At 66.7% G+C, this 12,757-nt stretch carries 15 protein-coding genes and 1 tRNA gene; 4 read left to right on the forward strand and 12 right to left on the reverse strand.

Translation table 11 applies throughout. The annotated features are described in order from the left end of the window. Positions 1-33: 33 nt before the first annotated feature. From phbB to rplM, 6 genes are all read right to left on the reverse strand, one after another. The gene (gene phbB, locus C3942_RS03160) at positions 34-780 is read right to left on the reverse strand and encodes an acetoacetyl-CoA reductase (RefSeq protein WP_104228862.1); all 747 of its coding nucleotides are present in this window, start codon (positions 778-780) and stop codon (positions 34-36) included. Next, on the reverse strand, positions 780-1,466 hold the full coding sequence (locus C3942_RS03165) for a carbonic anhydrase (RefSeq protein ID WP_104228863.1): 687 nt from the start codon (positions 1,464-1,466) through the stop codon (positions 780-782). Before C3942_RS03165 ends, phbB begins: the two co-directional genes overlap by 1 nt. Before the next feature lie 233 nt (positions 1,467-1,699). Then, positions 1,700-2,260: a DUF3228 family protein gene (locus C3942_RS03170; protein ID WP_104228864.1), complete on the reverse strand. Its 561-nt coding sequence runs from the start codon at positions 2,258-2,260 to the stop codon at positions 1,700-1,702. 60 nt (positions 2,261-2,320) lie between these two features. Further along, positions 2,321-2,394, reverse strand: a tRNA-Gln gene (locus tag C3942_RS03175). 63 nt (positions 2,395-2,457) lie between these two features. Further along, the gene (rpsI, locus tag C3942_RS03180) at positions 2,458-2,856 is read right to left on the reverse strand and encodes a 30S ribosomal protein S9 (protein WP_104228865.1); all 399 of its coding nucleotides are present in this window, start codon (positions 2,854-2,856) and stop codon (positions 2,458-2,460) included. Positions 2,857-2,867: 11 nt separating this feature from the next. Next, positions 2,868-3,296 (reverse strand): 50S ribosomal protein L13, encoded by a 429-nt coding sequence (gene rplM / locus C3942_RS03185; RefSeq protein WP_104228866.1) that lies wholly within the window; start codon positions 3,294-3,296, stop codon positions 2,868-2,870. A 185-nt stretch (positions 3,297-3,481) separates the two neighbouring features. On the opposite strand from rplM, the gene C3942_RS03190 reads away from it, so the two are divergent. Further along, positions 3,482-4,000 carry a hypothetical protein gene (locus tag C3942_RS03190; protein ID WP_104228867.1) on the forward strand — a complete coding sequence of 173 codons (519 nt, stop codon included), beginning with the start codon at positions 3,482-3,484 and terminating at the stop codon, positions 3,998-4,000. Positions 4,001-4,480: 480 nt separating this feature from the next. Here C3942_RS03190 and C3942_RS03195 read toward each other — a convergent pair whose 3' ends face one another. Genes C3942_RS03195 through C3942_RS03205 form a run of 3 tightly spaced genes read right to left on the reverse strand, consistent with a single transcriptional unit; the run spans position 4,481 to position 7,821 of the window. Then, positions 4,481-5,542, reverse strand: coding sequence for a PilT/PilU family type 4a pilus ATPase (locus C3942_RS03195; protein ID WP_104228868.1), 1,062 nt, complete (start codon positions 5,540-5,542; stop codon positions 4,481-4,483). A 37-nt stretch (positions 5,543-5,579) separates the two neighbouring features. After that, complete coding sequence (locus C3942_RS03200) at positions 5,580-6,746, reverse strand: PilT/PilU family type 4a pilus ATPase (protein ID WP_104228869.1); 1,167 nt, start codon at positions 6,744-6,746, stop codon at positions 5,580-5,582. Positions 6,747-6,777: 31 nt separating this feature from the next. Further along, complete coding sequence (locus C3942_RS03205; RefSeq protein WP_104228870.1) at positions 6,778-7,821, reverse strand: type IV pilus twitching motility protein PilT; 1,044 nt, start codon at positions 7,819-7,821, stop codon at positions 6,778-6,780. Between the two features lie 71 nt (positions 7,822-7,892). Here C3942_RS03205 and C3942_RS03210 point away from each other — a divergent pair, with 71 nt between their 5' ends. Together C3942_RS03210 and rpiA are read left to right on the forward strand one after the other, a co-directional pair. Next, positions 7,893-8,585 (forward strand): YggS family pyridoxal phosphate-dependent enzyme, encoded by a 693-nt coding sequence (locus C3942_RS03210; protein WP_104228871.1) that lies wholly within the window; start codon positions 7,893-7,895, stop codon positions 8,583-8,585. A gap of 23 nt (positions 8,586-8,608) precedes the next feature. Further along, positions 8,609-9,271: a ribose-5-phosphate isomerase RpiA gene (gene rpiA, locus C3942_RS03215; RefSeq protein WP_104228872.1), complete on the forward strand. Its 663-nt coding sequence runs from the start codon at positions 8,609-8,611 to the stop codon at positions 9,269-9,271. A gap of 50 nt (positions 9,272-9,321) precedes the next feature. Here the strand turns inward: rpiA and C3942_RS03220 are convergent, their stop codons facing one another. Together C3942_RS03220 and C3942_RS03225 are read right to left on the reverse strand one after the other, a co-directional pair. Then, complete coding sequence (locus C3942_RS03220; protein ID WP_104228873.1) at positions 9,322-9,588, reverse strand: RNA recognition motif domain-containing protein; 267 nt, start codon at positions 9,586-9,588, stop codon at positions 9,322-9,324. 143 nt (positions 9,589-9,731) lie between these two features. Further along, the gene (locus C3942_RS03225) at positions 9,732-11,069 is read right to left on the reverse strand and encodes a DEAD/DEAH box helicase (RefSeq protein WP_104228874.1); all 1,338 of its coding nucleotides are present in this window, start codon (positions 11,067-11,069) and stop codon (positions 9,732-9,734) included. A gap of 312 nt (positions 11,070-11,381) precedes the next feature. Between C3942_RS03225 and C3942_RS03230 the strand changes: the two genes are divergently transcribed. Then, on the forward strand, positions 11,382-11,786 hold the full coding sequence (locus C3942_RS03230; protein ID WP_104229016.1) for a DUF4399 domain-containing protein: 405 nt from the start codon (positions 11,382-11,384) through the stop codon (positions 11,784-11,786). Positions 11,787-11,849: 63 nt separating this feature from the next. Here C3942_RS03230 and C3942_RS03235 read toward each other — a convergent pair whose 3' ends face one another. Then, positions 11,850-12,740 carry a hypothetical protein gene (locus tag C3942_RS03235; RefSeq protein ID WP_133164222.1) on the reverse strand — a complete coding sequence of 297 codons (891 nt, stop codon included), beginning with the start codon at positions 12,738-12,740 and terminating at the stop codon, positions 11,850-11,852. Between the last annotated feature and the right edge of the window lie 17 nt (positions 12,741-12,757).

Below are 12,757 nucleotides of genomic sequence, written 5' to 3' on the forward strand. Positions count from 1 at the left end.
GCGCAATGGCCAGGCGATTCCTGCATGTGCAGGCTAGGCCGACATGAACTGCCCGCCGTTGACGGGCAGGTTGGCACCGGTGATGAAGGCCGCCTGCTCCGCGCAAAGGAAGGTCACCGCGTCGGCGATATCCTGGGGCTGGCCGAAGCGGCCAGCGGGAATGCCTTCGAGGATGCGGGCGCGGATGTCCTCGGGCACGGCACGGATCATGGGGCTGTCGATGTAGCCCGGAGAGACCGTATTGACGGTCACGCCCTTGCGCGCGGTTTCCGCGGCGAGCGCCATGGTGAAGCCGTGTACCCCGGCCTTGGCCGCGGAGTAGTTGGTCTGGCCGAACTGCCCCTTCTGGCCGTTGACCGAGGAGATGTTGACGATGCGTCCCCAGCCGCGCTCGCACATGCCTTCGATGACATGCCGGCTGACGTTGAAGACACTGTCGAGGTTCACGCGCAGCACGTCCTGCCACTGCTGCGGCTGCATGCGCCGCAACGGCGCGTCGCGGGTGATGCCGGCGCAGTTGACCAGGATATCGACCGTGCCGATGCGTGCCAGCGCGCCGGCACAGGCCTCGAAGCGGGCCACGTCGAAGGGCTCCAGGGCGATTTCCAGGCTCTCCTTGCGCCAGCGCGCCTGCTGTTCCTGCGCCGCCGGCAGGTCGGACTCGGCGCAGTTGGCCGTAACCTGCGCGCCGGCCCGGGCCAGCGCGGCACAGATGCGCGAACCGATCGCGCCGGTGCCCCCGGTTACCAGGGCGCGACGGCCGGCGAGGTCGATGCGCATCAGGCTTCCCGGCGGCCCGAGTAGTGTTCGCGCCGGGCCGCGCCAATCTTGGCGACGGCCTCGGCCCGCAGCAGTTCCAGGTCGGTCTCGCCGTCCACGCTGAAGTCCAGGTGGCGCAGGCGGCCGTCACCCAGGCGGTAGATCCAGCCGTGCACGGCCAGCTTCTGCCCGCGGCCCCAGGCATTGCGCACCGGCACCGAGGAGCAGACGTTGAAGGCCTGCTCCAGCACGTTCAGTTCGCAGAGGAAGGATTCGCGGCGATGGTCGTTGTCCTGCTCGCCCAGCACCGAGGCATGACGCGCCGCCACCGATCGTACCTGGCTCAGCCAGAAGTCCGAGACGCCGCCCAGTTCCTTGGCATGCAGGGCCGCATGCACGCCGGAGCAGCGGTAATGGCCCACCACCATGATGTGCTCCACCTTGAGCACCTCCACGGCGAACTGGATCACCGACTGCGCATTGACGTCCGACAGCGGCACCACGTTGGCGATGTTGCGGTGGACGAACAGTTCGCCCGGTTGCAGGTCGACGATCTCGTTGGCCGGCACGCGTGAATCCGAGCAGCCTATCCAGAGGTACTTCGGGGTTTGCTGGCCAACCAGGCGCTTGAAGAACTCGGGATCTTCGGCCACCACACGCTCGGCCCAGCGTTCATTGCGGTCGAGCAGGTCCTGTAAATCGTCCAAGGGGAACTCCGGGCAACGGGTGAGGGATAACGGCCGGGATTCTAAGGCAATTCCGGCTTCCCGCCCCCGCCCTCGACAAGCCCGGAGCCCCGGCGGCACCGACAGAAGGGGGTTTTCCGGCGGCGAAACGGCTCACCCGGCGCCGGATTTCCGGCGCATGCTGAAGGCGACTCCCTTGGAATCCCCATGGCCCGCCCCGAGCGGGCCTCTTTTTTTGGATCCGGTGCAGGATCCTAGACGCGCCAGTTGGCGTTGCGCTCCCAGAATTCGACGCTGCGGCGGTAGGCGTCGCGGTCCAGCGGCACGCCGGAACCGCCCTCGTCCACGCCGAGCGCGTTGCGCATCATGGTGATCGGCGCCATCGGGATCTCTTCCGGCTCGGCCGTGGCCAGGCAGCCGACCACGCCCCAGTCGGCGTCCACCGGCGTGCCTTCCTTCTGCATCTGCTCGCGGCTGTACAGGATCACCACGAGGTAGCTCGCCACCGGCGGTTCCACGCCCTCGAACCAGCGCACCAGCACCGGCAGCTCCTCGCGCGAGCGCGCCTCGTAGCCGCTGCGCAGCAGGTGCTGGTTTTCGGGAGTGATGGGTACCGTCAGGCAGCGCGTCTGGGTCCAGTTGGCGTGCACGTGCAGCTTGCAGAACGGCGCGTAGCCGTCGAGAACCTTCAGCGGCTCATGCTCGTTGAGGTAGCGCTCCCAGTCCGCGGGCGTGGCACCGACGATGGCGTTGCGGCGGCCGGAGGACGGGAACAGGCGCGTGCGCGCAAACGGGGTGAGGATGATCTTCGTCATGGTTCTCTGGGCTCCAGACACAAGAAAGCCCGCTTGCGCGGGCTGTCGTGTTGATTCGGATGGTTGGGAGACTAGGACTCGAACCTAGATAAACAGAGTCAGAATCTGTTGTCCTACCATTAGACGATCTCCCATCCGGAACCGGAAATCGCAGGGCGGCGAGTATAACCCCGCCGCCCCAAAAGCCAAGCGATTTTTTAGCGCTTGGAGTACTGCGTGCCGCGACGGGCCTTGTGCAGGCCGACCTTCTTGCGCTCGACCTCGCGGGCGTCGCGGGTGACGAGGCCGGCGGCGCGCAGCGCCGGGCGGAAGCTCTCGTCGTACTGCATCAGCGCGCGGGTGATGCCGTGGCGCACGGCACCGGCCTGGCCCGAGGGGCCACCGCCGACGACGGTGACCTTGATGTCGAAGCGGGTCAGCGCGTCGACCAGTTCCAGCGGCTGGCGAACCAGCATGCGGGAGGTCTCACGGCCGAAGTACTCCTCGACCGTCTTGCTGTTGATGGTGATCGCGCCGGAGCCCGGCTTGAGGAACACGCGCGCCGCGGCAGTCTTGCGACGGCCCGTGCCGTACTTGTATTCGATGTTCTTGGCCATGGATCGGAACCTTAGAAGTTGAGCGGCTTCGGCTGCTGGGCGGTGTGCGGGTGCTCGGCACCGGCATAGACCTTCAGCTTGCGGAACTGGGCGAAGCCCAGGGGGCCGGTCGGCAGCATGCCCTTGACCGCCTTCTCGATGACGCGGGTCGGGTGCTCCTGCAGCATCTTGCCGAGCGTGGTCGAGCGGATGCCGCCCGGGTACTCGGTGTGACGGTAGTAGACCTTGTCCTGGACCTTGTTGCCGGTGGTACGCACCTTCTCCGCGTTGATCACGACGATGTAGTCGCCGGTATCGCAGTTCGGGGTGTACTCGGGCTTGTGCTTGCCGCGCAGGCGGCGCGCGCACTCGGTGGCCAGGCGGCCCAGCGTCTTGTCCGTTGCGTCAATCACGTACCAGTCGCGCTTGACGGTTTCGGAATTCACGAAGATGGTCTTCATCGTTCCATTCCACATCGGTAGTTATAGTTCAGTTGCCCGGAGGCAACCTCGGTACAGCCCTGGCGCCCCCGAGGGAGGCCAGAAAGGTCGCGGAGTTTAGTGATTCAGGCCTCGCGGCGCAAGTGCCGGGCCGTGCCGGCACCGGTTTTTGCTAAGCTGGCGGGCCACTTACCCCGTTCTTGCCCATGTCCGCGCGCCTCCTCGCCGCCCTGATCGCCCTGGCCGCCTGCGGCCCCCTGCAGGCCGCCGAACCCGCCAGCCCGGCCCCGGAGCCGCCCGCCGCCGCGGAGCCCGGCCCCGTCCAGGAACCGGCTCCGGACGGGATGCCCGCCGGCCCGCAGCCCCCCGCCGCCGAGGTCCCGGCCACGGCGGATGCGCCGACGGAAGCCGCCCCCGCCGTCGAGCCCCCTGCCCCTGCCGCCGCGCGGGAGCGCGAGGTCGAGGGCACCAAGCTGCTGTTCCTGCGCATGACCCTGCGCATCAAGCTGGTGGAGCAGGAACTGCTGTCCATGAGCCCGGACCGGCTGCTGGAGCACATGGGAGCCGCCGCCGACCTGCTGGACCAGTTGCGCAACCGTCCCCTGGAAGAGCCCGAGATTGCGCGTGCCGAGAGCATGGAGCAGTACCTGCAGTTCCTGGCCGAAAGCTACGTCCAGCTCCACGCGGGCAAGTCCCCGAAGAAGCCGAAGAAGCGACGGAAGTAGCGCCGGGCGGGCCGTCCGTGGCGGCGTTCGGCTAAAAAAAGTCCGGGGTTCTGAGGGGGGATCAGGGGGGCCATCCATGGCGGGACTTCTGTTGCCTGATGGACCCCCGGCCCGTGATTGGCTTACTTCGGCATAACATGGGTCATGCCTCAGCGAGGCCAATCACTCCATGGCCGGGCGTTCGGCCAAAAAATGTCCTGGGGTTCCGATGGGGAGATCATGGAGGCCATCCATGGCGCGACTGCTGTTGCCTGATGGCCCCCCGGCCCGTGATTGGCTTACTTCGGCATGACATAGGTCATGCCTCAGCGAGGCCAATCACTCCATGGCCGGGCGTTCGGCCAAAAAATGTCCTGGGGTTCCGATGGGGAGATCATGGAGGCCATCCATGGCGCGACTTCTGTTGCCTGATGGCCCCCCGGCCCGGCCATCCATGGCCGGGCGTTCGGCCAAAAAATGTCCTTTGGACATTTTTTGGCCTCACCCCCCGAAGTTGATCTTGGCTTCGAGGTTGGTGCGGGAGTCGGCGTTGTTCAGGGCCTCGTCGAGTTCGATGATGCCCTGCTTGTAGAGGCCGTAGAGCGAGGCGTCGAAGGTCAGCATGCCCTTGTCCGAGGACTGGTTCATGGCGTCCTTGATCTCGTCGATGCGCTTGTGGAGGATCAGTTCCTGCACGTACGGCGTGTTGATCATGACCTCGAAGGCCGGCACGCGGCGGCCGTCCTTGCGGCGCACCAGGCGCTGCGAAATGATCGCGCGCAGCGTCAGCGACATGTCCATGTAGAGCTGGTCGCGCAGGTCCGGCGGGTACAGGTTCACGATGCGCTGCAGCGCCTGGTAGGCGTTGTTGGCATGCAGCGTGGAGACCGCCAGGTGGCCGGTGTTGGCCAGCTGGATGCAGGCCTCCATGGTCTCGCGCACGCGCACCTCGCCGATCAGGATCATGTCCGGCGCCTCGCGCAGCGAGCTCTTCAGCGCGCGCTCGTAGCTCACCGTGTCGGTGCCGACCTCGCGCTGGTTGACGATGCTGCGGCGGTTGGGGTGGACGAACTCCACCGGGTCCTCGATCGTCAGGATATGGCCGCTGGCCAGCTCGTTGCGGTGGTTGATCATCGCCGCCAGCGTCGTGGACTTGCCCGAGCCGGTGGCGCCCACCATCAGGATCATGCCGCGCTTGAGCATGATCAGGTCGCCCAGCACCTCGGGCACGCCCAGTTCGGCGATGGTCGGCACCTGCGACTTCACGTAGCGCAGCACCATGGCCAGCGTGCCGCGCTGGTTGAAGATGTTGACGCGGAAGCGGCCCAGACCGCCGGCCTGGGTCGCCAGGTCCAGTTCCCAGTGCTCCTCCAGGTGCTTCTGCTGCTCCGGGGTCAGGATGCTGTAGGCCAGTTCGCGGATGAACTCGGTGGTCATCAGCGTCTTGCCCACGGCGTGCATCTCGCCCTCGATTTTCAGCATCGCCGGCGCATTGGCCGTGAAGAAGATGTCGGAGGCGTTCTTCTCCACCGCCAGTTTCAGGTACGGCAGGATCTTCAGCATCTGGGTACCACTCCCTGTGTTCGAGTCGGATGCACGATCAGCGATGCATCAGCTGCGATTTCTCTTCTTCCTTCATCTGCATCTTGCGCACCATGTCGTCGTCCATCAGGTTCTGGCGCGCACGGCGGGATTCGAGCTTCACGCGCAGGCGCAGCTCGTTTTGCGAGTCGGCATTGCGGACCGCCTCGTCGTAGTTGATGACGCCGTCCTCGAACAGCTCGAACAGGAACTGGTCGAAGGTGATCATGCCCTGCTCGTTGGAGCGGGCCATGACCTCCTTGATGCCGGCCACCTCGCCCTTGAAGATCATGTCCGAGATCAGCGGCGAGTTGATCATGATCTCCATCGCCGCGGCTCGGCCGCCGCCTTCCTTGCGTACCAGGCGCTGGGAGATGATGGCCTTGAGGTTGAGCGAGAGGTCCATCAGCAGCTGTTCGCGCTTCTCCTCGGGGAAGAAGTTGATGATGCGGTCCAGCGCCTGGTTGGCGCTGTTGGCATGCAGCGTGGACAGCACCAGGTGGCCGGTTTCCGCGAAATTGACCGCGTACTCCATGGTCTCGCGGGTGCGGATTTCACCGATCTGGATCACGTCCGGTGCCTGGCGCAGCGTGTTCTTGAGGGCGTTCTCCCAGGAAAAGGTGTCCTGTCCGACCTCGCGCTGCGTCACCATGCAGCCGTTGTGCGGGTGCACGTACTCGATCGGATCCTCGATGGTGATGATGTGGCCACGCGAGTTGGCGTTGCGATAGCCCACCATCGCGGCCAGCGAGGTCGACTTGCCCGAGCCGGTGGCGCCCACCATCAGCACCAGGCCGCGCTTCTCCATCACCACCTTCTGCAGCTGCTGGGGCAGGCCCAGCTGCTCGAAGGTCGGGATCGTGGTGTTGATCGTACGCATCACGCCGCCGACGCGGCCCTGCTGCACGAAGGCGTTGACGCGGAAGCGTCCGATGCCCGGCGGGCTGATCGCGAAGTTGCACTCGTTGGTGGCTTCGAATTCCTTGATCTGGCGGTCGTTCATCAGCGAACGCATGATGATGGCCGCCTGCTCGGGCTGCAGCGGCTTGTCCATCACCGGCGTCATCTGGCCGTCGAGCTTGATCGCCGGCGGGAAGCCCGCCGAGATGAACAGGTCCGATGCGCCCTTCTGCTTCATCAGCGTGAGCAGCTGCTGTACGAGTTTTATTGCCTGGTCGCGTTCCATCGCCGGCCTCCCTGGGTTCTTCCGACCCGAATCAATTGACGGTGAAGTTGCGCGGATCCGCGGACTTGATGCGGGCCTCTTCCAGCCCGACGACGCCCTTCTTGACCATTTCCTTGAGGCACTGGTCCAGCGTCTGCATGCCCTCCTTCTGGCCGGTCTGGATCGCCGAGTACATCTGGGCGACCTTGGCCTCGCGGATCAGGTTGCGGATGGCGGGAGTGCCGATCATGATCTCGTGCGCCGCCACGCGGCCGCCGCCCTTCTTCTTCAGCAGGGTCTGCGAGATCACCGCGCGCAGCGATTCGGACAGCATCGCGCGCACCATTTCCTTCTCCGCCGCCGGGAACACGTCGATGATGCGGTCGATGGTCTTGGCGGCCGACGAGGTGTGCAGGGTGCCGAACACCAGGTGTCCGGTTTCCGCGGCGGTCAGCGCCAGGCGGATGGTCTCCAGGTCGCGCATTTCGCCCACCAGGATGACGTCGGGGTCTTCACGCAGAGCCGAGCGCAGCGACTCGTTGAAGCCCAGGGTATCGCGATGCACTTCGCGCTGGTTGATCAGGCACTTCTTGGACTGGTGGACGAATTCGATCGGGTCCTCGATGGTGAGGATGTGGCCGTACTCGTTCTCGTTGATGTGGTTGATGATGCCGGCCAGGGTCGTCGACTTGCCGGAGCCGGTCGGGCCGGTCACCAGCACGACGCCGCGCGGATACTCGGCGATGTCCTTGAAGATGGACGGACACTTGAGGTCTTCCAGCGACAGGATCTTGGAGGGAATGGTACGGAACACCGCGCCGGAGCCGCGCGAGTGGGTGAAGGCGTTGACGCGGAAGCGCGCCAGGCCGGGAATCTCGAAGGAGAAGTCCGTTTCCAGGAACTCGTCCCAGGCCTTGCGCTGCTTGTCGTTCATGATGTCGTACACCATGTCGTGGACCTGCTTGTGGTCCAGCGGCGGCAGGTTGATGCGCTTGACATCGCCGTCGACACGGATCATCGGCTCGACCCCAGCGGAAAGGTGCAGGTCTGACGCGCCCTGTTTGACGCTGAAGGTCAGCAACTGCGCGATGTCCATTCGGTAGCTCCCCAGCTATGCTCTTTGCTTTGATTCCCGAGACGTTATCGGCATTTAGGCGCGCAGGCAACATGACGGACATTCCCTACAACCTGGCCTCGGTCCGGACGCGGATCGCCGCCGCCTGCAAGGCCGCCGGACGGCCTGGAACTGCCGTCGAACTGCTGGCGGTTTCCAAGACCTTCGGCCCGGCGGAAATCCGGCAGGCGCAAGCCGCCGGGCAGCGCGCCTTCGGCGAGAACTACCTGCAGGAAGCCCTGGACAAGCAGGCCCAACTGGCCGACCTGGCGCTGGAATGGCATTTCATCGGCCCGGTCCAGTCCAACAAGACCCGCCCGCTGGCGGAGCGCTTCGACTGGGTCCACGGCGTGGAACGCCTGAAGATCGCCCAGCGCCTGTCCGAGCAGCGCCCGGCAGCCCTGCCGCCGCTGGACGTCTGCGTGCAGGTCAACGTCTCCGGCGAGGCCAGCAAATCGGGCTGCGCGCCGGCCGAGACGCTGGAGCTGTGCCGGGCCGTGGCGCGGCTGCCGCGGCTGCGCCTGCGCGGCCTGATGGCGATTCCGGCTCCTGCCGCGGCCGCCGCCGACCGCCGTGCGCCGTTCCGCGCATTGCGCGGACTGTTCGACGAACTGCGCCGGTCCGGGCTGGAAGTGGATACAATTTCGGCCGGCATGTCGGACGACCTGGAAGACGCCATCGCGGAGGGCTCCACGCTCGTCCGGGTGGGCAGCGCCCTGTTCGGCTCGCGGCCGCCCAAAGCCTGACCCATTCCAACCGAGCACCCGTCATGACCCAGGACGAGGCCAAGAAGGCCGCCGCCGAAGCCGCACTCAAGTACGTCGTACCCGGCGAGGTCCTCGGCGTGGGCACCGGCTCCACCGTCAACTACTTCATCGACGCCCTGGCCAGGATCCGCGACGACATTCCCGGCGCCGTCTCCTCATCCAACGCCTCCACCGAGCGCCTGAAGAAGATCGGCATCCCGGTGCTGGACCTGAACAAGACCGGCACGCTGTCGATCTACGTCGACGGTGCCGACGAGGCCAACAAGCACCTCCAGCTGATCAAGGGCGGCGGCGCGGCGCTGACGCGCGAGAAGATCGTGGCGGGGGCTTCGCGCAAGTTCATCTGCATCGCCGACGAATCCAAGCTGGTCGGCGTGCTGGGCAAGTTCCCGCTGCCGATCGAGGTGATCCCGATGGCGCAGAGCTATGTCGGCCGCGAGATCGTCAAGCTGGGCGGCCAGCCCTACCTGCGCGACGGCGTCATCACCGACAACGGCAACGTCATCATCGACGTGCGCGGCCTGGAGATCCTGGACCCGGTGAAGCTGGAGGCCCAGATCAACCAGATTGCCGGCGTGGTCACCGTGGGCCTGTTCGCCCACCGCCCGGCCGACGTGCTGCTGCTGGGCACGCCGGTCGGGGTAAAGGAGATCAAGGCGGGTTAGGCCGTCTTGTAGCGGGAGCGGCCAGGGCCGCTCCCGCAGGGGTTCGCCTTTTAGCGGCGGCCCCGGCCGTTCTTGTCGCGCGGCTGTTCCTCGTTGACCTTGAGCGGCTTGCCGCGCAGTTCCTTGCCGTTGAGGCCGGCGATCGCGGCGCGGGCCTCGTGGCCCTCCATCTCGATGAACCCGAAGCCCTTGCACTGGCCGCTGAACACGTCCTGCATCAGCTTGATCGAGCGCACGCGGCCAAAACCGGCGAACAGGGCGGACAGCTCCGCCTCGGTGGTGTCGCTGGGCAGGTTGCCGGCAAAGATGCGCTTCATGTCGTTACTCCAGGTGAATCATGACCCGCGGGCGGCTGCCCGCGGGGGACATCACGGATAACTCGCAGGAGCGGCCGCAAACCGCCAAGGATGGTGGTCATGACGACCTCCCCTCGCGGCCAACCGCCGCTCCTGCAAGTACCTCAGTGAACCTTGCGGCTCTTGCCCGCCAGATGCTCGGCGGTCTTGTGCGGCGAACCCTTGGTCTGCCAGGACTTGCGGCCGCCCGGCCCCGCCTGCTGAGGACGCTTGTCGGAGCCCTTGTCGCGGCCGCGCTCGGTGTTCTGGCGGCGCTGGCCCTGGGGCGGGCGCGGCGGGCGCGGCGGTTCCGGCGCCTGCGGACGCGGCGTGTAGCCTTCGACCGTCATGACCGGCACGGGTTTCTTCAGCAGGCGCTCGATATCCTTGAGTTCGCCGCGCTCTTCGGGCGACACCAGCGAGACCGCCTCGCCCTCGGCACCGGCACGGCCGGTGCGGCCGATGCGGTGGACGTAGTCCTCCGGAACGTTCGGCAGCTCGAAGTTCACCACATGCGGCAGCTGGTCGATGTCCAGGCCGCGGGCGGCGATGTCGGTGGCCACCAGCACGCGCACCGCGCCGGACTTGAAGTCGGCCAGCGCGCGGGTACGCGCGTTCTGGCTCTTGTTGCCGTGCAGCGCCGCGGTGGTGATGTCCCACTTGGCCAGCTTCTCGGCCAGGCGGTTGGCGGCATGCTTGGTGCGCGTGAACACCAGGGTCTGGCGCCAGTTGCCGCTGCTGATCATGTAGGCCAGCAGGTCCGCCTTCTGCGTCTTGTCGGTATGAACCACGCGCTGCGTCACCGTCTCCGCCGCCGAATTGCGCGGCGCGATGTCGATGGTCGCGGGATTCTTCAGCAGGCCCTCCGCCAGCGAGCGGATTTCCTTGGAGAAGGTGGCCGAGAACATCAGGTTCTGGCGCGTCTGGGGCAGCAGGGCCAGCACGCGCTTGATGTCGTGGATGAAGCCCATGTCGAGCATGCGGTCGGCCTCGTCCAGCACCAGGAACTCGACCTTGCCCAGGTGCACGGCGCGCTGGCCGGCCAGGTCCAGCAGGCGGCCCGGCGTGGCGACCAGGATGTCGCAGCCGCGCTTGAGGTTGTCGATCTGCGGGTTGATGTTGACGCCGCCCACCACCATCACGGTGCGCAGGTGGCGCAGCTGCTTGCCGTAGGTGCGCACGCTGTCGGCCACCTGGGCGGCCAGTTCGCGGGTCGGCACCAGCACCAGGGCCCGCACGCGATGCGTGCCGTTGGGGTCCGGCGGGGTCAGGCCCAGCTTGTGCAGCAGCGGCAGGGTGAAGGCGGCGGTCTTGCCGGTGCCGGTCTGGGCGGCGGCCAGCAGGTCGCGGCCCGACAGCACCACCGGGATGGCCTGGGCCTGGATCGGCGTAGGGTCGGTGTAGCCTTCCTGGGCAACGGCTTGCAGCAGGCCTTCGGAAAGGCCCAGATCGGAAAACGGCATGTAAAACCTCCTGAACGCGCCTGCTGCGGGGAATCTGTCCGAGCCGGTTCAGGCTGCTGGAAATCAAAGGGGGCGGAAGGGGCTGGCGGTGCCGCTGGCCCACGGCGCCAACCGGGGGGCGCCTCGCGAAAGGCGCGCAGTATACAAGGGCGCCCCGGGATCACCTAATCGCCCCCGCCGCATCGTATGATCCCCGCACTGTCATCCCCCCACTACACGGAGAATCCGATGCGTCTTGCCTGTATCGCCGCCGTACTGACCGCCGCAGCCGCCCTGCCCGCGCAGGCCGACACCTGGAAGGACCTCAAGGGCATGGCCAAGCAGCAGGCCAGCCAGAAGGCGGAGGAGCAGCTGGGCCTGCCGCAGGCCGCGCCGGCCGGTGCCTCGGTGTACTTCATCGAACCCAAGGACGGCGCCACGGTGAAGGGGCCGGTCAAGGTCGTCTTCGGCCTGGCCGGCATGGGCGTGGCCCCGGCGGGCGTCAACCAGGCCAATACCGGCCATCACCACCTGCTGATCGACGATCCGGCGGTGGACCTGACCAAGCCCCTGCCGATGACCGACCAGATCAAGCATTTCGGCGGCGGCCAGACCGAGACCACGCTGGACCTCAAGCCCGGCAAGCACACCCTGCAGATGGTGCTGGGCGACTGGAAGCACCAGCCCCACAACCCCTCGCTGACCTCGCCCAAGATCACGATCACCGTCACCAAGTAACCCCGGCTGCAACGAAAAAGGGCGGCCCGAGGGCCGCCCTTTTTGTTTCGCCTCGCGGCGCGCTCAGATCTTGAAGTCCAGGCGCACGCCGAAGTGGTAGCCATACACGCGCGAGTCGCGGTCGGCGCGGTAGACCAGGCCGCCGCCGCCGACGCGGATATCGGGGAACCACTCGGAGTTCAGCGTGATCGGCACTTCCAGGTTGACGCCGTAGGACACGCCGTCGAAGGTTTCGCTGGCGCCGCCCTTCTCGGCCTTCATCGAGGAGTAGCCGATGGGCACGGAAATCTCCACCAGCTCGAACAGCGAGCCGGTGGGCACCACGAAGATGCCGTAGTACTCGCCGACCTCGAACTTCTTGGCCTCGTCGTCCTTGTCGTCGGCGATGCCGTACTGCAGTTCCAGGCCCACGGCCTCGAGCAGGCGCATGCCGGCGCGGATGCGGAACAGGCTGGAGTCCAGCTCGTCGCTGCCGAAGGCGGTTTCCAGCGCGTCATCCGACAGCGCCAGCGTCACCTCGGCCTTGTCCACGCCCAGGTAGAAATGGAACGGCTCGCCGGAATCCTCGCTGGCCGTCTCCTCGGCCGGGGCCTCTTCCGCCGGGGCTTCCTCGGCGGCGGCTTCCACCGGGGCTTCCTCGGCCGGGGCGGCTTCGGCGCTCAGGTCCGCGGCCGCGGCGTCAGCCGGGGCAGACTCGGCGCTGGCGTCCGCGGGAGCGGCTTCGGCGGAGGGATCGGCAGGGGCGGCTTCGGCGGAAGCGTCCGCGGGGGCTTCAGCCGGTGCGGCTTCCTCGGTGGCGGCGGCATCCGCGCCGGCTTCGGCCGGCGCTTCGGCAGGAGCCGCCTCGGCGGACTCGGCAGCCGGGGCCTCCTCGGCAACCGGATCCTGTGCCAGGGCCGGAAGCGAGAACAGCATTCCCATCAATACCGCAGCGGCGCTGGCGGACCTTTTCATGTCTCCCCCTTTAGGAA

The organism is Solimonas fluminis (assembly GCF_002930645.1).
Lineage (GTDB): Bacteria > Pseudomonadota > Gammaproteobacteria > Nevskiales > Nevskiaceae > Solimonas_A > Solimonas_A fluminis.